At 72.1% G+C, this 22107-nt stretch carries 19 protein-coding genes; 5 read left to right on the top strand and 14 right to left on the bottom strand.

Annotated features, from left to right (window positions below):
* The first annotated feature begins 289 nt into the window (after positions 1-289).
* From ACIG47_RS06945 to ACIG47_RS06935, 3 genes are all read left to right on the top strand, one after another.
* The gene (locus ACIG47_RS06945) at positions 290-1684 is read left to right on the top strand and encodes a hypothetical protein (RefSeq protein ID WP_397430190.1); all 1395 of its coding nucleotides are present in this window, start codon (positions 290-292) and stop codon (positions 1682-1684) included.
* Positions 1685-1848: 164 nt separating this feature from the next.
* Positions 1849-2151 (top strand): hypothetical protein, encoded by a 303-nt coding sequence (locus ACIG47_RS06940; RefSeq protein ID WP_397411738.1) that lies wholly within the window; start codon positions 1849-1851, stop codon positions 2149-2151.
* A 57-nt stretch (positions 2152-2208) separates the two neighbouring features.
* A complete protein-coding gene (locus ACIG47_RS06935) occupies positions 2209-2853 on the top strand; it encodes a hypothetical protein (RefSeq protein ID WP_397430189.1) in 645 nt (214 codons plus the stop codon).
* Positions 2854-2923: 70 nt separating this feature from the next.
* Here the strand turns inward: ACIG47_RS06935 and ACIG47_RS06930 are convergent, their stop codons facing one another.
* The gene (locus ACIG47_RS06930) at positions 2924-3685 is read right to left on the bottom strand and encodes an SDR family NAD(P)-dependent oxidoreductase (RefSeq protein ID WP_397430188.1); all 762 of its coding nucleotides are present in this window, start codon (positions 3683-3685) and stop codon (positions 2924-2926) included.
* A gap of 207 nt (positions 3686-3892) precedes the next feature.
* On the opposite strand from ACIG47_RS06930, the gene ACIG47_RS06925 reads away from it, so the two are divergent.
* Positions 3893-7522, top strand: coding sequence for a glycoside hydrolase family 97 catalytic domain-containing protein (locus ACIG47_RS06925; protein WP_397430187.1), 3630 nt, complete (start codon positions 3893-3895; stop codon positions 7520-7522).
* 72 nt (positions 7523-7594) lie between these two features.
* On the opposite strand, the gene ACIG47_RS06920 is transcribed toward ACIG47_RS06925, so the two are convergent.
* The 12 genes from ACIG47_RS06920 to ACIG47_RS06865 form a co-directional block, all read right to left on the bottom strand.
* Entirely contained in the window at positions 7595-8119 is a 525-nt protein-coding gene (locus tag ACIG47_RS06920) for a hypothetical protein (protein ID WP_397411746.1), read from the bottom strand.
* Positions 8120-8122: 3 nt separating this feature from the next.
* A complete protein-coding gene (locus ACIG47_RS06915) occupies positions 8123-9964 on the bottom strand; it encodes a polymorphic toxin-type HINT domain-containing protein (RefSeq protein ID WP_397430186.1) in 1842 nt (613 codons plus the stop codon).
* A 32-nt stretch (positions 9965-9996) separates the two neighbouring features.
* The gene (locus ACIG47_RS06910) at positions 9997-10326 is read right to left on the bottom strand and encodes a hypothetical protein (RefSeq protein WP_397419260.1); all 330 of its coding nucleotides are present in this window, start codon (positions 10324-10326) and stop codon (positions 9997-9999) included.
* A 140-nt stretch (positions 10327-10466) separates the two neighbouring features.
* The gene (locus ACIG47_RS06905) at positions 10467-10943 is read right to left on the bottom strand and encodes a heme-degrading domain-containing protein (RefSeq protein ID WP_397430185.1); all 477 of its coding nucleotides are present in this window, start codon (positions 10941-10943) and stop codon (positions 10467-10469) included.
* Between the two features lie 20 nt (positions 10944-10963).
* Positions 10964-12877, bottom strand: coding sequence for a glycoside hydrolase family 76 protein (locus ACIG47_RS06900; RefSeq protein WP_397430184.1), 1914 nt, complete (start codon positions 12875-12877; stop codon positions 10964-10966).
* 107 nt (positions 12878-12984) lie between these two features.
* On the bottom strand, positions 12985-14079 hold the full coding sequence (locus ACIG47_RS06895; RefSeq protein WP_397419266.1) for a GntR family transcriptional regulator: 1095 nt from the start codon (positions 14077-14079) through the stop codon (positions 12985-12987).
* A gap of 52 nt (positions 14080-14131) precedes the next feature.
* Entirely contained in the window at positions 14132-15178 is a 1047-nt protein-coding gene (locus ACIG47_RS06890) for a glycoside hydrolase family 76 protein (protein WP_397430183.1), read from the bottom strand.
* A gap of 128 nt (positions 15179-15306) precedes the next feature.
* On the bottom strand, positions 15307-16560 hold the full coding sequence (locus tag ACIG47_RS06885; RefSeq protein WP_397430182.1) for an ABC transporter substrate-binding protein: 1254 nt from the start codon (positions 16558-16560) through the stop codon (positions 15307-15309).
* A 26-nt stretch (positions 16561-16586) separates the two neighbouring features.
* A complete protein-coding gene (locus tag ACIG47_RS06880; protein ID WP_397430181.1) occupies positions 16587-17540 on the bottom strand; it encodes a carbohydrate ABC transporter permease in 954 nt (317 codons plus the stop codon).
* Positions 17537-18442, bottom strand: a complete 906-nt coding sequence (locus ACIG47_RS06875) for a carbohydrate ABC transporter permease (protein ID WP_397430180.1) — start codon at positions 18440-18442, stop codon at positions 17537-17539. The genes ACIG47_RS06880 and ACIG47_RS06875 overlap by 4 nt, the downstream gene beginning before the upstream one ends.
* A gap of 143 nt (positions 18443-18585) precedes the next feature.
* The gene (locus ACIG47_RS06870) at positions 18586-19440 is read right to left on the bottom strand and encodes an EamA family transporter (protein ID WP_397430179.1); all 855 of its coding nucleotides are present in this window, start codon (positions 19438-19440) and stop codon (positions 18586-18588) included.
* Positions 19441-19454: 14 nt separating this feature from the next.
* Positions 19455-19991: a MarR family winged helix-turn-helix transcriptional regulator gene (locus ACIG47_RS06865; protein ID WP_397430178.1), complete on the bottom strand. Its 537-nt coding sequence runs from the start codon at positions 19989-19991 to the stop codon at positions 19455-19457.
* Between the two features lie 342 nt (positions 19992-20333).
* Here ACIG47_RS06865 and ACIG47_RS06860 point away from each other — a divergent pair, with 342 nt between their 5' ends.
* Positions 20334-21062, top strand: a complete 729-nt coding sequence (locus ACIG47_RS06860) for a GNAT family N-acetyltransferase (protein ID WP_397430177.1) — start codon at positions 20334-20336, stop codon at positions 21060-21062.
* Between the two features lie 42 nt (positions 21063-21104).
* Here the strand turns inward: ACIG47_RS06860 and ACIG47_RS06855 are convergent, their stop codons facing one another.
* The gene (locus ACIG47_RS06855) at positions 21105-22052 is read right to left on the bottom strand and encodes a DUF808 domain-containing protein (RefSeq protein ID WP_397430176.1); all 948 of its coding nucleotides are present in this window, start codon (positions 22050-22052) and stop codon (positions 21105-21107) included.
* Between the last annotated feature and the right edge of the window lie 55 nt (positions 22053-22107).

Below are 22107 nucleotides of genomic sequence, written 5' to 3'. Positions count from 1 at the left end.
CGCCCGGACCCGACCCGCGGCACTGCCGCGCACCGGCCCGGCGCGCCCGCCCTGGTCCGTCCCCGCGGAAGGCTCCGCGGCCGGGCGCAGCGTCGCCGGCCGCGCGGTGGGCTCCGTGGAACGCCCGCGCGCACCACGCCCGGGCGCGACCATGAGAACTCGACGCGAGCGGCGTCCGGTCCGTCGACCCGCCCCAAGATCGCCGGGACCCCGCGATCGAGCGAGCCACCGATCCGGTACGGCACGGTCCCACCCGGCGGCGCCCTCGCGCGGCTGGAAGGAGAACGGGATGAGCTCCGAGAACCGTCGGGCCGGAGGATTGAGCCCGCAGGCCTGCGCAGTGATCCTCGGCGTCGCCGGCATGTGCGCCTGGGTGGCGCACGACGTCCTGACCGCTACCACAGCGGCGCCACCCGCGGCCGCGGCCACCGCGCCCGCGCCCGCGGGCGACGTCTATGTGACGACGCCGGGCGCACCACCGGCGGACACGCCACCGGTCGTGCTGATGCTCGCGCCGGACGGCTCGGCCCGGCCCGCCGAGACCACCTTCGCGCCGGCCCAGGCCGCACCCGCCCCGGCCGCACCCGCCCCGAGTGCCGGGCGCGCCCGCACCGCGCCGTCGGCCACGCATACCGGGCCCCAGGCCGCACGTACCAGCGGTGCGGCCCCGCTCACGGAACCGCCGCAGGCCGCGGGCACGCCACCACGCCCGGTGCGCTCCGCACCCGACCAGGGGCGAACGACCGACGCCGCAGGCCCTGCGGACCCCGTCGTCGTCGTGCCCATGGGACGGGAGCCCCGGAGCGGCGGTACGCACGGCACCACCTACCAGGTGCTCGCGGCCGACGGATCGATCGTCTACATCGGCGAGAACGGTGAGCTGGTGGCCAACACCGGCGCGGTCACCTCCAGCGGTGTCCTCTCCCTCGGGTCCGACGGCTCGTCGCTGCGGTCCGGGCAGTCCACGACAGGGTCGCACCAGAACGACACGTTCGGCGGGCTGCTCCTGGGTTCCGCCGGCGACCGGCCCATCGCGATCAGCGGCTTCGAGGACCACTCGGTCAGCGTCGTCGGCGACGACCAGGTGGTGACCTACGACGACTCGAACGTGTTCCTGGGCCGGGACGGCCGGATCAACGCGAACACGGGCGACACCGACTCCAGCGGTCTCAACGCGGTCGACGTGACCGGGTCGGTGGTCCGGTCGGGCAACTCGGGGGACGCGGAGGACACGGAGGACGAGAAGGAGGACGAGCAGGAAGACGACGGGCAGGACGACGGCGACGACGGTAAGGACGAGGAGGTGACCGCCCGGCAGAGCACCGGGAACAGTGGTGCCCACCGCGACCGGGGCGGTCCCGCCGGAGCGTTCGTCGGCCCCGTCGCCGGCCGGGTCGCCAGCCCCGCACCGGCCGGGCAGGCCACGGTCACCGACGAGGGCGAGTCCTCGGCCACCGGGCGCGGTGCGCTCGTCGTCGGGGCCGACGGGTTCGACGACGTCTCCGTCCGGAGCCGGGGTCATCGCAACGTCGTCACCTACGACGACTCGAACGTCGTGATCGGCGGTACCGGCCCGGTCAACACCCAGATCGGGGACAGCGACACCGGGGGCGCCGTCGTCATGGGCGTGCACGGCTCGGACGTGCGGGCGGGCTGCGAGGGAGACCTCTGCTACTCCGACTGACCCGCACCGACGCGCGGGTCCGCGCCCGCCCGCCGCCGCCGACGTGCTGGCGGACGGGCGCGGACCGGCGACGTCTCGCCCCGGAGCGGGATAGCCCCGGCGCCGTCGTCGACCTACGCTGGAGGAGTCCCCCTTCCGCGACGACGACGTGGCGGTGACGATCGATGGTCTGGACCTTCCTGACGCGCCCGAGGCCGGCGCCCGACCCGCTGGTGACCCTGCGGCTGCAGTCGCGGCTCGGCCAGCTCGCGACCGAGCTGCGCCGCGTCGAGCAGGACCCCGGCCTGTACGCGCGCGCCCACCACTGGTTCGCGGTGCAGAACGCCTACGACGCCCTGCTGCGCGAGGCGTGCCGCCTGGCGGAGCTGCCGACCGACGCGGACCCGCTGCGCGCGGACCAGCGGTCCGCCGCGGACGAGCGGCTCCGCGAGGAGCTGGAGCTCAGCGCGCGCGGCTGGTCGTGGTGACGCGCGCGACGCACCCGGCCGCCGCCGGACCGGCGCAGGCCCGCCTAGAGTCAGCACATGCTCCCCTGGCTCGAGATCGCCGGCTGGGTCGGTTCCGCCCTCGTCGTCCTGTCGCTGACGCAGGCCCGCGTGCTCCGCTTCCGCTGGCTCAACCTCACCGGCTCGGTCGTGGCCACGGCCTACAACGCGATCGCCGGCATCTGGCCGTTCGTCGCGATGAACGCCGCGATCAGCCTCATCAACGTCTACTGGCTGTGGCGCCTGAACCGCGAGCGGCACGACGCCGCCGTCTACGAGGTGGTGGAGGTGGCGCCCGACGACGCGTACCTGCTGCACGTGCTGCGCACGCACGCGGCGGACATCGCGGGCTTCGCGCCAGGGTTCGTGGCCGTCCCGGAGCCCGGTGAGGAGCGGTCGGCGTTCCTGGTGCAGCGCGGCGACGAGACCGTGGGGGTCGTCGAGGTGCGCGACGCCGGGGACGGCGCGGGCGTGGTGGAGCTCGACTGGGTGTCCAAGCGGTTCCGCGACCTGACACCGGGCGAGTTCGTGTACCGGCGCAGCGGCATCTTCGCGGCCAAGGGCTTCGACCGCGTCGTCGTGCCGCGGGCGGCACCGAGCGAGCACGCGTACCTGAGCGGCATGGGTTTCCGTCCGCAGGACGGGGCGTGGGTCCGGGACGTGACGGCGGACGGCGGAGGCTGATCCCGCGGCGCTGATCCCGCGGCGCTGATCCCGCAGCCGGCGTCCGCGCCGCTCCCGGCCCGGTCGCCCGTCAGACTGCCTCGGGGTCGGCGCCCTGGGCGGCTCGTCCCCCGTCGACGGGAAGCACGGCGCCGTTGACGAAGCCCGCCTGGTCGGAGAGCAGGAACGCGACGACGTCGGCCACCTCGCGCCCCGTGCCGACCCTGCCGAGCGGGTGCAGGGCGGCCATCTGCCGGTCCACGTCGGGGTGCTCCTGCCGGTACCGCTCGTAGCGCTCCGTCTCCACCGACCCGAGGGCGACGGCGTTGGTGCGGATCGCTGCGGGCCCGTGGTCGACGGCGACCGCGCGGGTCAGCGCCTCGATCGCGCCCTTGGCGGTGGCGTAGGGCAGGGCACCGCGCACCGGGCGCTGTGCCTGGTGGGAGGAGACGTTGACGACGGCGCCCGGCCGCCGGTACCGCAGGAAGTGGCCGACGGCGGTGTGGCAGCCGGTGATCGCCAGGGCGAGGTTGGCGCTGACCGCGGCGAGCACCTCGCCGGGCGGTGCGGTGACCGGCAGGTCCCGGAAGACGGCGGCGTTGTTGACCCAGCCGGCCAGGGGTGCCCGGTCCTCCGCCGCGTCGGCCGCCCGGCGGGCCGTCCCGGGGTCCGCGGCGTCGCCGCGCACGAGCGTGACGCGCGGGTCGTCCGTGAGCCTCCTGATGTCGCCGCTGGGCGGCTCCCCCGGCTCGCCCACGAGGTCGAGGACGACGACGTGGCCGTCCTGGGCCAGCCGCTCCACGACGGCACGTCCCACACCACGACCACCTCCGGTCACCACGAACGAGCGCATCCAGGCCTCCCCTGTGTCGCGTCCACCGACGACATCACACCTTGACACCGGAGCGCACCCCCGAAAAACTCACGGCAGCATCCGTCTGCATCGAGGCAACCGGATCCCCAGCTGCGACACCGACGTCCGGGAGAGAGAACAGTGGATACACCTTCGCGAGCTCAGGCAGGCCGGCGACCCCGGTACAGACCCCACCCCGCGGCGGCGTTGACCGCGGCGACGACCGCCGTGCTGCTCCTCGGCCCGGCGGTCGTCGCCGCCGGGGCTCCCGCCGTACCCGGCACGAGCGCCAGCGCCGTCACGGCGCAGGACCGGGCCGGCACGCTCGACGGACACCGGGTCGCGTCACCGGACAGGTCGATCGAGGCGACCGTCGGCGTCGTGGACGGCACGCTGACGTACGAGGTCGTGCGGGACAGGACCACGACCGTCGTGGCGCCGTCGGGTCTCGGGCTCACGCTGCGCGATCCCGCGGTCGACCTCACCGCGGGCCTGAGCATCACCTCCACCGACCGCGACGAGGTCGACGAGACCTGGACCCCGGCCTGGGGCAACGACGCACGGGTGCGCAACCACGCCAACGAGCTGACGGTCCACGCCGTGCACGAGGCCTCGGGCGTGGAGCTCGACGTGGTCCTGCGCGTGTTCGACGACGGTGTCGGCCTGCGCTACCGCTTCCCGCAGCAGGAGGCACTGGGCGACGGCGTCGTCGTGGCCGGGGAGACCACCGAGTTCGCGCTGCCCGCCGACACCACGGCGTACTCGATCCCCGCGGGAACGAGATGGAGCGCCGACGAGCAGCACTACCGCACGCAGCCCCTGCCCGACGTGGCCTCGGCGCAGACCCCGATCACGATGTCCCGCTCCGACGACCTGTTCCTGGCCGTGCACGAGGCGGCCCTGATCGACTTCCCGAGCATGACCGTGGTCCGTGGCGGCACGCCCGGCACCCTCGTCTCGGACCTGATCGCGCTGCCGAACGGTGACAAGGCGGTGATCGACGTCGACGCCGACGGGTTCAGCACGCCCTGGCGCACCGTGACCGTCGGCCGCACCGCCGGCGACCTCGCCGGGTCGCACCTGATCGAGAACCTCAACCCGCCGTGCGCCATCTGCGACGTCGACTCCGACGGCGACGGCACGGCGGACACGACCGACTGGATCGACCCCGGCACCTACGTGGGCGTGTGGTGGGAGCTGCAGCGCCGCGACACGACGTGGAACGCGGGGCCGAAGCACGGCGCCACCACGGAGCGCATCAAGGAGTACGTGGACCTGGCCACGGAGGCCGGCGCCAAGTACGTGCTGGCCGAGGGCTGGAACCAGAACGCGGGCGGCGAGTGGAAGGGGCAGGACTTCGTCACGCCGCAGGCCGACGTCGACATCGACGAGGTGCTGGCCTACGCGGAGGCGAACGGCGTCGGCTTCATGGCGCACAACGAGACGCGCGGCTACGTCGACTACTACGACGAGCACATGGACGAGATCTTCGACCAGTACCAGGAGTGGGGCATCCACGCCCTGAAGACCGGGTACGCCACACGGTTCGAGCTGGGCGGCGTCAACCGCAGCCACTACGACCAGGAGGCGGTCAGGCACTACCAGCGCGTCATCGAGTCGGCGGCGCGGCACGAGATCTCGGTCAACGCGCACGAGGCGATCAAGCCGACGGGGCTGTCACGCACCTACCCGAACATGATGACGGGCGAGGGCGTGGCGGGCATGGAGCAGCACAACTACATGGGCGCGGGCGGCAACCCGCCCGAGCAGGCCACCATCCTGCCGTTCACGCGGTGGATGGGCGGCCCGGCGGACTACACGCCCGGCGTGCTGGCCGTGACCTGGGACCCGGCGAACCTCAAGACGCGCGTGCAGACCACGACGACGGCGCAGCTCGCGCTCTACCCGACGTTCTCCAGCCCGCTGCAGATGCTCGCGGACACCCCGGAGAACTACGCGGAGCACGCGGACGCGTTCGACTACCTCAGGGACATGCCCACGCGCTGGGACGAGTCGCACGTGCTGGACGCCGAGCTCGGCGACCACACCGTCACGGCACGCCGCAGCGGCCCGGTCTGGTACGTCGGCTCGATCACCGACGAGCACGACCGCGCGGTCCGCGTACCGCTCGGGTTCCTGGACCGCGGCACCACCTACGTGGCCGACATCTGGTCCGACGCCGCGGACGCGTCCTGGAAGGGCAACCCGACGGCCGTCGAGGTGAAGCGCGCGCTCGTGGACCGGACCGACACGATCGAGGCGGCCATGACGGCCGCCGGCGGCCAGGCGGTCCGGCTGCGCCCGGCCACCGCCACCGACCTCGCGGAGCTGCCCCGCTACGCGGCCCCGACGTTCCGGCTCCAGGGGTCGCCCGAGGCGTCCTACGACCCGGTCGCGGAGGTCGTGACCGTCACGGCGACCGTCCGGAACAGCGGCACCACCGTCGGCCAGGCAGGGCTCGCCGTGGACGGAGAGGCCGTCGACGGGGCCACGGGCCGCGTCGCGGGCGGCGGCACGAGGACGTTCACCGCCCGGATCCCGGCCGACGACGTCACCTACGACGCCCGCAACGCGCTGAGCGTCGTCGACGCCGCGGGGAACGCCGGCCGGGCCGTCGACGTCGCGCTGCTGCCCTACCCCGACGCGGACCTGCTCGACCTGGTGGGCGACCGCCGTGTGGCGCCGGACCGGTCCGCGCTCCTCGTGCGGCACGCGCGACGCGCCCTGGAGGCAGCCGAGCGGCACGACCTCGCGACGACCCGGCTCGCTCTGCAGGCGGTGCGTCACGTCGCGCTCACCTCCGGTACCGACGACGTCCCGGCCGACGTCGGCGCGGCCGTCGACGCCGCCGTCGTCCCGTACCTGGGCGAGGCAGTGGGCGTGTTCGGCGTGCTGTCGCTGGTCCGGGACGCGGAGCAGGCGGGCGCCGTCGACCACCCGACGGCAGCCGCCCTGCGCGAGCCGGCGGCGGCCGCGGCCACCCACGCCCGCACGGGCGACGCCGCCGCGCTGGCCGGGTCGCTGGACGATCTCGCGGAACGGGTCGCCGGCGCCGCGGGCGACGCCGCTGCCCTGGACCGGCTCCGGGCCGCCGTCGGGGCGCTGCGGGCCGAGCACGTCGCCGAGGCCGAGACCGCCACGCTGGTGGGCGGCGCGCGGATCACCACGGAGCACCCGGGCTACACGGGGACCGGGTTCGTCCGTGACCTGACCCGCACGGGAGCCGGGGTGCGGTTCACGTACGAGGCGGCCGCTCCCTCGGCCGTCGACATCTCGTTCCGCTACGCCAACGGCATGGTGGTCGCACCGTTCGACCGGCAGCTCTCCGTGTCGGTCGACGGCGGACCGGACCGGCCAGTCACCTTCCCCAACCTGGGGCAGGACGCCGACCGGTGGCGGCGCTGGGGGCACTCCCCCGCCCTGCAGGTCACCCTGGCGCCCGGGCGGCACGAGATCCTGCTGCACCACACCGCCACCGACACGGGCAACATCAACCTCGACCACCTGCGCGTGGAGGCGACGCCGGGCGTGCGGCCCGAACCCGCGCTTCCGGCCTGGTCGGCCACGGAGACCTACACGGCGGGCGCCCAGGTCGTGTTCGAGGGATCGGTGTGGCTGGCATCCTGGTGGACCCGGGGCGAGACACCGGGCACCTCGGCCCACGGCGCGTGGCAGGAGGTCACCGAGGCCGTCGACGGCACGGCGGTGTGGACACCGTCCCGGATCTTCGTCGCCGGCGACTTCGCGGTGCACGACGGCAGGCTGTACGAGGCCCGCTGGTGGACCCGCGGGCAGGTGCCGGGCGCCGCGGACGGCCCGTGGCGCCCGGTGGCCTGAACGAGCCGAGGCAGGCCGCGGGGCTGCGTGGACGTCGTCCCCGCAGCCCCGCGGCCGTCGGGTCGTGGCGTTCTACCCCGGGTAGGGACGGAACGTCTGGGTGCGGTCGAGGAACGCCTCGGAGAAGTACTCGCTGCCGGCCGTGCCCTGCTGCACCCCGCGCAGGAAGTCGGTCGTCGTGATCTCGAGCCGCTCCCAGTCGCCGTCGGCGCTCTGGACGTACAGCGGGTAGGACGCCGGGGCGACACCGGGGTCGACCCGCCAGAACAGGGTGGCGCCGGTGCCCGTGCTCGCCCACGCGATCAGCTTCGTGTCCTCGCCGATGTCCTCCGGCGGGTCGGAGAAGCCGTTGTCCCAGAAGATCTTGAGGTCCTCGAACACGCCGAGCGAGTCGAGCAGGTTCCGGTCCTCGTACCGCTCACCCGGGGCGTAGACGCGCACGTAGTCGAACCACAGGCCGGCGCCGCCGGCGTCGACCAGGGCCCGGTAGTCCTCCGGGAGGGCGACCTGGAGGGTGGCCTCGGCCTGCTCCCAGTCGTAGGCGTCGGCGGGGGGAACCAGTCCGCCCGCGTCGATGAGTTCGTCCAGGCTTGCCATCTGTTACCTCGTCCCGAAGAGAAAGCCGTGCTGGTTCACGGAGATGTTCCCGGCCTTCATCTCCTGGCTGAGCAGGGGAAGGTTCGAGTTCGACAGGGTGTAGTCGAGCTGGTACCCGTTCGACCCCTGACCGCTGAAATGAATCGAGTGGGGAATCTCCGACGCTCCGTCATACTGCGGTGTCACCTTATACACGACGTCCTCGCCGTTCTCGACGACCTTGCGCACCTCGCCCTCGATGGCCCGCTGCCAGGGATTGTTGGACCTGTTGTACTGCGAGACGAAGTTGGCGGCATGGTCGTTCGGACCGCCGAGCTGCGCGCCGTGGAGGTGACCCGCCTGATGGATGGACGGGTCGTACCCGAGCGGCTTGACCGAGGGGTTGGTCTTGCCACCGATGGAGCTCTTGGTGAGCTTGACGTCGATCCCGGCGGGACGGCCGAGACCGTCCACCTTGTAGCTGCCGCCGTTGATCTTGTACGTGTGGTTCTTCTTCAGGGCGTTCGCATGAACGGCGTTGTGGACGAGGATGCTGATCTCACCGGCGTGGACGTAGTAGGTGGTGTAGGTCTCGACGTGGAAGTTGTAGACCGTCTCGACCTGATCCTCGGGCCGCTGCTCGATCTCGATGGCCTGAACGGGTGTGGTGGTTCCCTCGGGGGTGACCAGCAGGTCACCTTCCTTCAGGAACGCCGCATCGGTCCACCCCCGCCCGGCCACCATGAACGGATGCTCCGCCGTGGTCGAGACGACCTGGTCGTTGATCCTGAGGTGGAACAGCTCGTCGGTGGTCCGCACGAACGTCTCGACCACCAGACCCAGCTCGTCCCGACCGGTGACCGTGTCATGAGCCCAGACCTTGTCCCCCACCCGGATCTCCTCGATCGGGCGCGGACCGTCCGGAGTCCGGACCATCGTCCCGGCCACGAAACACTTCCCGAACCCGAACTTGCACCACCCGTTCTTCAACCCCTGCTTGAACGTGCCCTTGGCGATGCTCTTGGACAACCCCATCGCAGCCTTCGCCGCACCACCCAGACCGATCAACGACAACGCCGCACCCGCGATCGCGATCCCCGCCTCCGCCCACGACCGCTCACCCGTGGCAGCCAACGTGATATTCGCAACCGCCGACACGATCGCCGCCACGGCGGCGATCACGATCAACACCCCCGCCAACGCCTGACCCACCACCGGGATGAACGCCACCACGATCGCCAGAATCCCCGCGATCGTGGAGATCATGTCCGCGATATCAGCAATCGCCGCGACCAGCTTCGAACCCCAGTTGTCCCACCACCCATCATTGAGATCATCCGAAGAGGTGATCTCCTCGATCCGGTCCACCGCCGCGTTCGCCGCACGATCCCGATCCGACACCGCCGACTCGATCGTGCTCTTGGCCGCACTGATCGCCCCAGCAGCCTGGTCGGCATCATTGCCGGCCTGATCCGCCTTCGACTGGAACTCCTGCTTCTCGGTCTCGTCCTTCGCCGAATCAGCCAGCTCCTGCCACCGGTCCTGCGACCCCGACGCCGAGGCAGCCTGATCCTGGGCGTCCCGCGCCCGGTCCAACGCCGCCAGCGTCTCGCCCTGCACCCGCTCCAACGCCGAGGCATACCCCACCAGAGCGTCCCCCGCCGCGACATACCGCGCATGCGCCCGACGGATCTCACCAATGGTGTCCTCCTTGGCACCCATCAGAGAATCCACCGCCTGCGACACCGTCCCCGCCACATCCAGACGCGACATCGCCCCCGCCGCATCATCGATCGACCGAGCAACCTCCAGATACTCCTGCCCACCAGCAAGCACCAACACCGGATCACCCGGCGTGGGATCCACATCCAACCCCACCGGCGACCAATCCGACGGCCTCACAGCGCACCACCCGGGCCACCACCCGACGAAGGAGCAGCCTCATCGCCCTCCATCGCCCTGGCCAGATCCCTATCAATATCCGTGAACGCCTGCGCCACCTGCGTCGAGGCCTCCGCCAGCTTGCGCAAGTTCTCCGTCATCTTGCCCCGCGTGTCATCCCACTTGTGCGCGAAATCCCGCACCACCCCCGCCAACCCCTCATGACCCACCGCACCCGCAATCCGATCACTGTTCGCATTCGCGTTCTCGAACTCACCCGCCACCACCGACAAACTCGACCCCAACTCACGCACCGCATCCAGATCAACCCGCAGATCCACCATCACCAGACCTCCGTCCTGTTCGTCGCCGACCGCCGTCGAGTACCGTCACCGAAGCGTGAGGATACGGTGTCCGTGCAGGTCACACCATGGATATAACTCCCCATGCGGGGTGACCCGACGGCGGCCGGGACGACCGGACGCGCCTACGCCGCCATCAGCTCGCGCAGGGCCTCGACCACGAGTGCGTGGTCGTCCTGCTGCGCCAGACCCGACACGGTCACGACGCCGACGATGCCCACCCCGGCCACCCGCACCGGCACGGCCCCGCCGTGCGCGGAGTACTCCTGGAAGGGCAGACCGTGGTCGGCGTTGAAGTCGCTCCCCTTCGCCCGGGCGCGCAGACCCACCAGGTACGACGACGCGCCGAACCGGTAGACGACCCGCACCTTGCGCTCGATCCAGGAGTCGTTGTCTGGCGTGGTGCCGGGGCGCGCCGCGTGGAACACCTGCTGGGTGCCCTTGCGGATGTCGACGGTGACGGGCAGGTCCCGCTCGGTCGCCAGCCCGACCAGCCGCACACCCAGGTCCCACGCCTGCTCGTGCGTGAACGAGGGCAGGACCAGCTCGGCCTCCTGGGCCTCGACCTCGGAGACGACGGCAGTGACATCGAGTTCGCTCATGGCCTCATCCTGGCAGCACCTCAGTCCGTCCCGAACGTCGCCGAGACGTGGTAGACCCCGCCGCCCCAGCCGTCCGCGGGGAACGCGTCGGTCACGCGGATGTAGACCGCCTTGTCCGGCCCGAGGTACGGCGTCAGGTCGAGGGTGTGGTCGGCCTTGTTGGAGCCGTCCCGGACCTGCTCGTCCTCCGCCAGGACCGTGGTCCAGCTCTCGCCGTCCGGCCCGAGGGCCACGACGTACTGGTTGTCGATCGTGAGGGTCGCCTCGGCCGACGTCGCCTCGGCCGGGAACGGGAGCTTGTAGACGAAGCGGCTGGTGCCGTCGGCGAACCGGCTGCCCGCCTGGCTCAGGCCGGACCCGCCCGCGTCCCAGAGCCACGCGACCTCCTCGGTGCTGCCCGCGTCGAAGTCGACCACGCTCGCCACCTGCACCGTGGCGCGCGTGGTCCAGCTCAGACCCGGCCCCGCGGTGACGGTCACGGTCAGCGGATAGCTGCCGTCCGCCACGCCGGCGGGGACCGTCACGTCCAGCGGCACGACCGCCCGGGTGGGCGTCCCGTCCCCCGTGGTGGCGAGCGTCAGCCGGCTACGGTCCGGGTCGACGGTCCACCCCCGCGGGCCGTCCACCCGCACGTCCACGCGCAGGGGGCGGCGGCCGTCCGACGTGGCCGCGACCCCGACCTCGGTCCGCAGGGCCGACGTCGCACCCGGGCTGGGCATCACCACGAGCTGGTCGGGCGACATGGTCGCGGACAGCGACCGGGCGGGGGCGTCCTGCGGGACGTCCGCGATCAGGGCACTGAGGGCGCTGGCCTGGGTGCGCCAGTCGAAGACGTTCGGGTGGTCGGCGCTCGTGCCGCCTGCCCAGCGCTGCCCCAGGCGGTCGGAGGAGTCCCGGTCGGCCGCCCAGATCGTCTCGGCCTGGTGCGCGGCGAACTCCTGGTAGCGCTGGTCGCCGGTGGTGTCCGCCAGGTCCATCAGGTACCGCATGAAGATGCCCTTGAACTGCTTCTGGTTGTCGTCGCAGGACCGGTCCACCCGGTCGCAGGACTCGGTCAGCACGTCGTCGGTGACGAGTGCCGTGGAGTCCAGGGCGGCGTCGGCCAGGCGGCGCGCCTGCGCGAGCAGCTCCGGGTCACCCGTGGCCCGGTACAGCTCCAGGGGTGCGCCGATCGCCAGGCCCTGGTTGTAGCTCCAGACCGTGTCGCCGTTGCTGGCGCAGGCGTCCGTCAGCCCGTCGTTGACCAGGCCGTCGGCATTGATCATGCCGCTGGCGACGTACCAGTCCCACGCCTCCTGCGACCGGTCGAGCCACACCGTGTCGCCCGGGATCCGGTTGTGCAGCTCGGCGGTCAGCCGCACCCACTGGCCGTTGGTCACGGCATTCTTGTAGGTGCGCTCCTCGTTCCACCAGATCCCGCCACCGCACGTGCTCGGGTCCCAGAACCCGTGCATGAACTCGCCGATGGTGCCGGCCATGTCGAGGTACTTCGCCTCGCCGGTCAGGTCGTAGGCGGTGACCCAGTTCAGCGCCCACCACCCGGCGTCGTCGATGGCGCGGCTGGTGAAGTTGCCGTAGATCTCGTCGGTGGACCGCTCGCCCGCCGGGAACGGCCCCTTGTTGGTCTCGAAGCTGTGGTCCAGCACGTCCACGTAGCTGCGGTCACCGGTGCGCAGCATGTAGTCGCCGATCGTCTGCAGCGCGACGGCCGAGTTCCACCAGCTCGACGGGAACCACGCCTTCTCCTGGTCGTAGGACTCCAGCAGCACCTCGGTGGCCACCCGGGCGCGCGCCACGTCGGCCGCCCCCGCGGCCTGGGGGTCCGCACCGGGCGGGCCGGCGTGCGCGAGGGCCGCTGGCTGGCCCCCGGCGGTCAGGGCGACCGCCACGACGGCGGTCAGCAGGGCATTCCGGGTACGACGAAGCATCGACATCGATGGACTCCTCCCCCTGGGTGCGGCGTTGCCCCCAGGCGCTCGTGAATTCACCCAAAACCTACAGGAGAAATGGGTGCAATACACCTATTGGGCGAGGTCGCGGCTCAGCGGGTCGAGCTGCCCGGCACGAGCTGCGTGGGCAGCGTCACCTTGGTGACCTGGCCGGCGTCGCGCAGCTGCGCCAGCACGAGCGCGACCGCCTCGTGGCCCATCCGGGACTCGTCCTGGCGGATGTGGGTGAACCGGTAGCGCGCCTGGTCGTAGAAGGCGTCCGGGTGGTCGAAGCAGACGATGCCGAGGTCGTCCGGCACGGTCCGCCCGGTGCGCTGGGCGGCCTCACGCAGCAGCACCGCGATGTTGTACTCGGTGGCGACCACACCCGTCAGGCCGGGGTTGGCGGCCAGGAACTTCTCGAGCCCGGCGATGTCCTCGTCGGGCGCCACACCGCTGCCCGGCACGGTCGAGCGCACCTGGCGGTACTGGTGCGCCGGGTCGAACGGGACGTGCCGGGTCGCGTGCGCGGCGACGACGCCGTCCAGCCGGTCCTGCACCGTCGACACCGTGCTCGCGGCCGAGACGAGGCCCACGTGGTCGTAGCCCGCGGTGAAGAGCACCTCGGCCGCCTGGCGGCCCGCCGAGACGTTGTCGGAGCAGACCGACGACACCGGGACGCCGTCGAACACCCGGTCCAGGATGGTCACCGGGAACGACCGGGTGATCAGCTCCAGCACCGCGGGCGGCACGTACTGCGAGGAGCTGGGCTCCAGGATGAGCCCCTGGACGCCGTCGGCCACCAGCGCGCGCACCAGGTCGCCCTCGGCCTCGCCGTCCCCCAGGCTCCGCTTGACCACCAGGTTGGCCGCCGTGCCCGACGCGTCCAGCAGGCCCGACAGGACCCGGGTGCCGAAGGTGTCGTCGAAGTCGGTCAGCACGCACCCGATCAGCGGCGCCGGCCCGGACCGTGGGCCGGCCGGGCCGGTCGCGGTGGCACTCACCACGACCGTGCCCAGCCGCGGCCGGCGCGTGATGTAGCCCTCGGAGCGCAGCAGGTCCATCGCCCGCTTGAGCGTGATGGCGCTGACGCCGAGCTGCTTGGTCAGCTCCGCCTCGGCGGGCATCCGGTCGCCGACACCGTAGGTGCCCGCGTGGATGGCGTCACGGAGCTGCTGGTACACCTCGACGTAGAGCGGCTGGCTCACGGATGCCCCTTCACCGGTGGGAGACGACCCACGAATCTACCCCGGACCACGGTCATCGCCGCGCCTCCACCGCGGCCCGCAGCTCCAGCGCCATGATCGCGCTGAGCTGGGTCGAGTAGAACACCGGGGGCTGCGCGGGGTGCCGCCAGTCGTCGCCGGCCAGCAGGTGCCCGTCGCGCTGTGCGGTCTGCCACAGGCGGTCCGTGCTGGTACGCACGAACTCCACGAGCGGCCCGCTGGCGGGCGCCGTCGGCCCGAGGCGGTCCAGGAGCATGCCCAGGTAGCGGTACAGCACTCCCTTGAACAGGCCCTCGTCTCCCCCGCCGCCCTCGCTGCCCACGATCCCGTCGGGGGCGAGCTCGCGCAGCGCCGTCGTGGCGGTCCGGACGGCCCGGTCGACCAGCTCGGGCTCGGGCCGCACGGCGTCCAGCGCGACCGCCGCGCCGATGTACAGCCCCTGGTTGTAGGTGAAGCGCCACTGCGTGTCGACGCGCCCGTCGCCCTCGCGGTTGATGCCGTCCTCCACGAACCCGTCCGGCCCCACCAGCGTCGCGGTGATCCAGTCGAACGCGGTGCGCCCGCGCTCCAGGTACTCCGGGCGCGGGTCGTGGTCGTACAGCCGCGCGGAGAGGATGACGAACGGCCCGTTGGCGGGCGTGTTCTTGTAGTGGAGCTGCTGCTTGCGCCAGGCCACGCTGGCGCCATGGGTGTCGTTCCACCCGTGCTCGACGACGTGGTCCCAGATGGCGCGGGCGTCGTCCAGGGGTTCGGTGCGCCCGGTGGCCCGGGCCAGCCGCTCCAGTGCCAGCGCGTACCAGAGCATGTCGTCGAAGTAGTCGTTGAACAGCGAACCCCCGTTCCGCCCGCGCAGGTTCGCGCTCGTGGCCCGTGCCGCCGCCAGCCAGCGCGGGTCTCCGGTCCGCGCGAAGGCGTCCAGCCGCACGTCGATCACGTGCGCCAGCCACCAGTAGTTGAACGTCGAGTTGTCGCCGACGGGGTAGGTGTTGTCGAGCAGCTGCGGCTCGGCCGTGCCGAAGAAGTGGTCCAGGCTGCGCTGGGCCAGGTCGGCGCGGGCGGACCAGGGGTTCGGTGCGTTCATGTGGTTCGGGTCGTCCTTACTGCGCGCGGAGCGCGCGTCATGGTTCGGCGCGCGGAGCGCGCGTCATGGTTCGGGGCGCGGTGCGCGCCTCGTTCGGGGCGCGGAGCGTGCGTCGTCGTCCTCGGGGTTCACTGCGCGTTGTCCGCCAGGATCTGGTCGCCCAGCTCCTGGGCCTCGGCAAGTGCCGTCGCCGCGTCCACCTCCCCGCCCAGGAACCGTTCGAGGGCGGGGATCAGGGCCTTGCCCTCGACGTCGGAGGCACCGGGCACGTTCGAGCGCACCTGGGCGTACTCCATGGTCTCGATGAACGCCTGGTACCGGCCGTCCTGCGTGAAGTACGGGTCGTTGGCGGCCTCCACGTTCGCGGGGATCCAGCCGGAGATCTTGGCGAAGTCGACGCCGTTGGCGGGCTGCGTGGTCCACCACTTCATGAACTCCCAGGCGCCGTCAGGGTTCTGTGCGCCCTGCGGGATGACCAGGCCGAAGCCGCCCATGCCGGCGCCCTGGTCGCCGTCGGGACCGACGGGCGGCTGCACGATGCCGTAGTCCACCCCGGCCTCGTCCAGCGCGGTCAGCGCCCACGGTCCGTCGTACTTGAGCGCCACGCTGCCCTCGGCGAACGAGTCGACGCCCTCGCCGAAGCCGGGCTCGTACACGCCGGCGTCGAGCAGGCCCTGCCAGAACTCCAGCACCTCCAGACCCTCCGGGCTGTTGAAGGCGGTGGTCGTGCCGTCGTCGCTGAACATCTGGCCGCCGGCCTGCTTCAGCCAGATGTTGAACAGGCCCGGGTCGTCGAGCGCGAAGCCGGCCACGCTCAGCGTGCCGCCCTCGCGTTCGGTCGCGGCCTCGGCGGCCTTCTTGAGCCCGGCCCAGTCGGTGGGCGGCTCGACGCCGGCGTCGGCCAGCAGCTCGGTGTTGTAGAACAGCGACCGGTTGTCCACGAGCAGCGGCAGGCCGTAGGTCTGGCCGTCGACGACGAGCTCGCCCATCGCCTGCTCGTAGAACTGCCCGGTGTCCACGCCGTCGGCCTCCAGGTACTCGTCGATCGGCGCCAGCGCGTTCTTGGGCACGTACAGCGGCGTCGCGTACCGGTCCCAGAGCACCACGTCGGGCACGCTGCCGGACGCGAGCGCCGTGAGCAGCTTCTCCTCGACGAGCTCCTGGCCCACGTAGGTGACCTCGTACTCGTCCTGGGACTCGTTGAACGCGTCGGCCTGCTGCTGGAGCTGCTTGGCCTGGGCGCCGGACCAGGAGCCCCAGAAGGTCACCTCCTCGGGTCCGCCGCCGGACCCGCCGTCCGACGCGCCGCCGCACGCGGTCAGGGTTCCGGCCAGGACCGCGGCCGCGGCGAGGGCCCCGGCGATCCGTGGTGCACGCTTCATGACTCTGCTCCTTTGCAGTGTGTTGCTCACTTGGTTCCTGAGTGGGCGAAGTTCTCGATGATGTAGCGCTGGGCGAGCACGAAGACGACCAGGACGGGCAGGCTCGCCAGGATCGTCCCGGCCAGCAGGGGCCCGTATTCGGTCTGGTACTCGTTGACGTACCCGGCCAGGCCCACCTGCACGGTGAGCATCTCGGGGTCGTTGAGGGCGATGAGGGGCCACAGGAAGCTGTTCCACCCGGCCTGGAAGGTGAGCACGCCGAGCACGGCCAGGCCGGCCCGGGCCAGCGGCAGGTAGATGTTCCAGAAGATGCGGAACTCGCTCGCGCCGTCGATACGGGCGGCGTCGCCGAGCTCGTCGGGCAGCGCCTGGAAGAACTGGCGCATGAAGAACACCGCGAACGGCCCGGCGGCGAACGGGATGAGCACGGCGCCGTAGCTGTTGATGAAGCCCGCACCGCCCTCGCCGAACAGATCGTTGCCCCCCACCAGCGGGAACCGGCGCAGCACCAGGAAGGTGGGGACCATCGTGATGATGCCCGGCACCATCATGGAGCCGAGGAACAGCGAGAAGACCACGCCGCGGCCGCGGAAGTGCAGCTTGGCCAGCGCGTACCCGGCCAGGCCCCCGAAGAACAGGTTGGTGGCCACGCCGCCGAGCGCGATGATCGCCGAGTTGGCCAGGTAGCGGCCGAAGGGCCCGTCGCTGAACAGGGTCACGTAGTTGGCGAGCGTGGGGTTCTCGGGCAGGAGCCGGAGGTAGGACGAGAGGATCTCGCCCTCCGGCTTCAGCGACGTGGCCAGCGTCCAGACCAGCGGCATCACGGTGGTGAGACTGATCAGCACGACGGCGAGGGTCCACAGCACGCGGCCGGCCACGCTCCGTGCGGTGGGGGGTCGCTCGTCCGACCCCGGGCGCGCGGGGGCGGTCACCGCGGCGGGGACGATGCCCGCCGGTGCGGGGCTGGTGGGCGCGCTCATCGGTCGTTCTCCCGTCCGGTGGCGCGGGCGTTGGCGACGGAGAACACGAGGATGACGAGGAACAGCACGAACGACAGTGCCGAGGCGTATCCCATCTCCAGCCGGCCGAACCCGCGGTCGTAGATGTAGTAGACGAGAGTGAGGGTCGAGTTGCCGGGGCCGCCCTTGGTCAGCACGTACGCCTGGTCGAACACCTGGAAGGCGGCGATGAGCAGCAGCGTGAGGATGAGGAACGTGGCCCGGGAGATGGCCGGCAGGGTCACGTGCCAGAACACCCGGAACGCCCCGGCCCCGTCGACGCGGGCGGCGTCCACGAGCTCGCCGGGCACGCCCTGGAGCGCGCCGAGGTAGATGATCATGTTGGCGCCGAACCCGGCCCAGACACTCATCATGACGATGGCGATCATGGCCCAGCGGGACTCGTACAGCCACGCCGGGCCGTCGATGCCGAACCAGCCGAGCACCGCGTTGAGCAGTCCGTACTGGGGGTTGAGCAGCCAGAACCAGATGGCGGCGGTCGCGACGGTCGAGGAGACGACCGGGATGTAGAACAGGGTGCGGAACACGCGCGAGACGCGGGTGCTGCGATTCAGCAGCAGCGCGGTGCCGAGCGCGACCACCAGCCCGGCCGGCACGTACAGCACCGTGTAGAGCGCGGTGTTGCGCACGGCCACCCAGAAGATCGGGTCACCGGCGATGCGGGCGTAGTTGTCCAGGCCCACCCACTGGAAGTCGCCGATGACGGCGTAGTCGGTCAGGCTCAGGCCGACCGCCATGACCACCGGGAGCAGCAGGAAGACCGCGAACAGCAGCACCGGTACCGCGAGGAAGATCCACGCGCTGATGGTCTGCTGGCGTCGGGTGGCGCTGACCGCCGGCGGCGGGGCACTGCTGAGCTTCATGGTCCGAACTCCGTCGTCCGTGTTCTCGCCGGGACGTCGTCGACCCGGCTGCCCGCAGCGTAGGGAGCGCTTTACCCCTATGTCAACGTATAGAAATAGGGGTAATAGTGGAAGACGCGGGCGCCGGACCGCGTGGCGCCCGCCTACACCGCGATGAGCACGACTGCCGCACCGGCCACGACCAGCCCGGACACCTGGCCCGCCGACAGCCGCTCGCGCAGGAGCACCACCGCCAGCAGCACGGGGACGGCCGGGTACAGCGACGCCAGGACGGTCGTGGTGGTCAGCAGGCCCTCGGCGACCGCCGCCCAGTACAGGACGGTGGCGACCGTCCCGACCCCGCCCGCCACGAGGGCCGCCCACGTGGCTCGCCGGGACAGGCGCGCCGGCGCACCGAGCGCCACGGCCAGGGCGACGATGACGGCGACGGACACCCCGCGGCTCACCGCGAGGGGCCACGCCCCGGCCTCGGCGGGGATGCGGGCGACGGCGACGAAGTGCGCGGCGATGCCCACACCGGCGAGCAGCGCGTCCGGCACGCCGTCGACCGTGCGCCGCACGCCGCGCGAGCCGCCCGCACCGGGTGCCGGACGGCGGCGCGAGACCAGCCAGACCGCCACCAGCGCCAGGAGGATCCCGGCGACGGCGAGCGGCGAGGGCCGCTCGTGCAGCAGCGTGACACCCACCACGACCGGGAGCGCCACCCCGGCCAGGTCGCTCACCGGGGCGACGACGCTCATCGGCCCACGGCTCATGGCCCGGTAGAGGAACGCGACGCCGACGCCGGTGCCGAGCCCGGACAGCGCGCCCCACCAGAGGGTCCCCGCCGTCGGGTGCCCCGCGGGCAGCAGGACGGCGAGCGGGACGCTGAGCACCGTGCCGCCCACCTGTGCGACGGCCGCCACCGTCACGCCGTTCCAGGTGCGGGACACGACACCGTTGACGAAGTGCGTCAGCCCGAAGCACAGGGCCGACAGCAGCGCCAGGACCTCGGTCACGGTGTCATCCCGGGCTACGCCTCCGGCGCTCTCGCCTGCGCCTCCCGCTCGGCGGCCCCGACCGGGCAGTGGTCCGCACCGCCGTCCAGGCACGACTCCCGGTCGCACAGCCGGCACAGCCACTGGCTGTCCGGCCGTTCGCCGTACACGGCGGTCAGCACCTTCTCGAGGATCCCCGAGAGCGTGTCCCGCTCGTCCGCGTCCAGGGCGGAGAGCAGAGCGCCCACCCGGTCCTCCCGGCTGGTCAGCACCGACCTCGCTGCCTGCGCACCCTGCGGCGTGAGGTGGACGGTCACCCACTTGCCCAGGGACGGACGCCGTTCGGCGAGCCCCCGCCCGACCAGCGCGTCCACCATGCGCGTCGCGGCCGACTGGGTCAGGCCGACCCTGCGCCCGAGCTCGGTGGTGGACAGGCCTGGGGTCGCGGACAGCACCACCAGGGCCGCCGTACCACTGGGTCCGGTCGCGGCAGCCGCGGTCGCCGCCCCCAGCAGCACGTCGGTCACCGCCAGGGACGCCGCGCCGAGCAGGTTCGCCGTCCTGTCATGCATGACTCATGCATATCAAGTGATCCACGTCACCGCAACGGCCGCGTCGCCCAGGCGCTCGGAGGTGTGCCGGCGCTGCGGGCCCGGAAGACCGTCGTCGGGCCGCGCACCCGGCCGGATCCGGGGCGCCGCGTCTGGCGCGGACCCGCAGCATTCCGCGGGTCCTGGATCGTCATCGGGCCAAGGTTCAGGCACGGGTCGAAGGTCGGGCCGGCACTGGGTTCAGGTTCAACCTCAGGTTGAGAGTTGGCCCGGCATCGTTCGGCCTCGGACCACCGGCCCCGAGGCGCCGCCCTCCCCGGGACGGGGCGGAATGCCGGGCCGCGACAGGCAGTTGAGGACGTCGTGAGCCTCCTGACAGACCCCGCGTTCGACACCCCGGCCTACGACGACTCCGTGCTGGACGACGCCGCCTGGTCGTCGCTCACCGGCGAGCACGCCCACCTGGCCGAGGGCGGCGATCTCGTGCGCCGGTACCCCGTCGACGTCTCCCCCTTCGCCGCCGTGCGGACCTGGGACGACCCCGACGTGTGGGCCGCGATCATCGACCTGGTCGGGTACGACACCGACTTCCCCGCTCCGCCCGAGTCGGTGGCGCTGCCGGCAGGCTGGACGCGCGGCGAGCTGCACGCGGGCGTGCAGCTCGTCGAGACCGACCGGATCGCCGCCCGGCCGGACCCGGAGGCCGTCGTGCTGGGCGAGGCCGACGTGCCGGAGATGCTCGACCTCGTGGCCCGTGCCAAGCCGGGCCCGTTCCTGCCGCGCACCCACGAGCTCGGCCGGTACGTCGGCATCCGGCGTGACGGGCGGCTGGCGGCGATGGCGGGCGAACGCCTGCGCCCTGCGGGCTGGACCGAGATCAGCGCGGTTGCCACCGACGAGCGGTACCGCGGGCAGGGCCTGGCCTCACGCCTCGTGCTCGACGTGGTGCACCACGTCCACGAGCGCGGCGCCCGGGCGCTGATGCACGCCGCGGCGGGCAACACGAACGCGATCCGGCTCTACGAGAGCCTCGGGTTCGTGCTGCGCCGCCGCAACGAGTTCGGGACCGTGCGCACCCCGTCCGCCGCCTGACGTCTTCGGGGTCGCGCGCGCCGCGTCCGTGGTGTGCCGGCGTCAGTGGCCGGCCGGGGCCTCCTCCGCCTTCTTGCGGGACGGCAGCAGGTGCAGCACGGCCACCACGACGGCGCCGACCACGAGGCCCACCACGGCGGAGCAGAACGTGTTGAACAGCCAGCCCAGCGTCCCGCCGAGAGCGCCGGTCGCGTCGTGGATCGCCACCTCCAGGTGGTGCACCCACTCATAGGGCGCCGGCACCCAGCCCGTGCCGTCGGCACCGAGGTTGACCAGCAGGATGTGCCCGCCCACCCACAGCATCGCGACGGTGCCGACCACGGAGATCACGGCGAGCACCCGCGGCATCGCCTTGACCAGACCCCGGCCCAGCCGCCGGGAGAAGCCGGACTCCCGCTCGGCGAGCCGCAGCCCGACGTCGTCCATCTTCACGATGGCCGCCACGATGCCGTAGACGATGACCGTGATGACCAGGGCCACCACGACCAGGATCGCCAGCCGCGACCAGAACGGCTGGTCGGCCACCTCGGCGAGCGCGATCACCATGATCTCGGCCGACAGGATCAGGTCGGTGCGGATCGCGCCCGCGATCATCTTCTGCTCCGCCTCGGGGCTGACCTCGGTGGCGGGCACCTCGGCGTCGTGGTGGCCGGAGACCTTGTGCCAGATCTTCTCCGCGCCCTCGTACGCCAGGTAGGTGCCGCCGACCATGAGGATGATCGGCAGCGCCCACGGCAGGAACTGGCTGAGCAGCAGGGCGGCCGGGAGGATGAAGATCAGCTTGTTCCGGATCGACCCGATCGCGATCTTCTTCACGATGGGCAGCTCGCGCTGCGCCGCGACGCTCCGCAGGTACTGGGGCGTGACGGCGGTGTCGTCCACCACCACGCCCGCGGCCTTCGCGGTCGCGCGCCCCGCAGCCGCGCCGACGTCGTCGATGGACGCCGCCGCCAGCTTCGCGAGCGCCGCGATGTCGTCCAGGAGTCCCATCAGGCCGCCCACGGCGCCTCCCGGTGCGATCGATGTGTCGTCATGCCCGCAGCCT

It is taken from the genome of Promicromonospora sp. NPDC052451 (assembly GCF_044547525.1).
In the GTDB taxonomy this organism is placed as follows: domain Bacteria; phylum Actinomycetota; class Actinomycetes; order Actinomycetales; family Cellulomonadaceae; genus Promicromonospora.
Note: the sequence above shows the minus strand (reverse complement) of the source record. Positions and strands in the feature narration are given on the sequence as shown.

Coding starts and splice junctions, on each gene's coding strand:
- ACIG47_RS06945 (WP_397430190.1), top strand. CDS start 290: ATGAGCTCCGAGAACCGTCGGGCCGGAGGATTGAGCCCGCAGGCCTGC.
- ACIG47_RS06940 (WP_397411738.1), top strand. CDS start 1,849: ATGGTCTGGACCTTCCTGACGCGCCCGAGGCCGGCGCCCGACCCGCTG.
- ACIG47_RS06935 (WP_397430189.1), top strand. CDS start 2,209: ATGCTCCCCTGGCTCGAGATCGCCGGCTGGGTCGGTTCCGCCCTCGTC.
- ACIG47_RS06930 (WP_397430188.1), bottom strand. CDS start 3,685: ATGCGCTCGTTCGTGGTGACCGGAGGTGGTCGTGGTGTGGGACGTGCC.
- ACIG47_RS06920 (WP_397411746.1), bottom strand. CDS start 8,119: ATGGCAAGCCTGGACGAACTCATCGACGCGGGCGGACTGGTTCCCCCC.
- ACIG47_RS06905 (WP_397430185.1), bottom strand. CDS start 10,943: ATGAGCGAACTCGATGTCACTGCCGTCGTCTCCGAGGTCGAGGCCCAG.
- ACIG47_RS06900 (WP_397430184.1), bottom strand. CDS start 12,877: ATGTCGATGCTTCGTCGTACCCGGAATGCCCTGCTGACCGCCGTCGTG.
- ACIG47_RS06890 (WP_397430183.1), bottom strand. CDS start 15,178: ATGAACGCACCGAACCCCTGGTCCGCCCGCGCCGACCTGGCCCAGCGC.
- ACIG47_RS06885 (WP_397430182.1), bottom strand. CDS start 16,560: ATGAAGCGTGCACCACGGATCGCCGGGGCCCTCGCCGCGGCCGCGGTC.
- ACIG47_RS06880 (WP_397430181.1), bottom strand. CDS start 17,540: ATGAGCGCGCCCACCAGCCCCGCACCGGCGGGCATCGTCCCCGCCGCG.
- ACIG47_RS06875 (WP_397430180.1), bottom strand. CDS start 18,442: ATGAAGCTCAGCAGTGCCCCGCCGCCGGCGGTCAGCGCCACCCGACGC.
- ACIG47_RS06865 (WP_397430178.1), bottom strand. CDS start 19,991: ATGCATGACAGGACGGCGAACCTGCTCGGCGCGGCGTCCCTGGCGGTG.
- ACIG47_RS06855 (WP_397430176.1), bottom strand. CDS start 22,052: ATGGGACTCCTGGACGACATCGCGGCGCTCGCGAAGCTGGCGGCGGCG.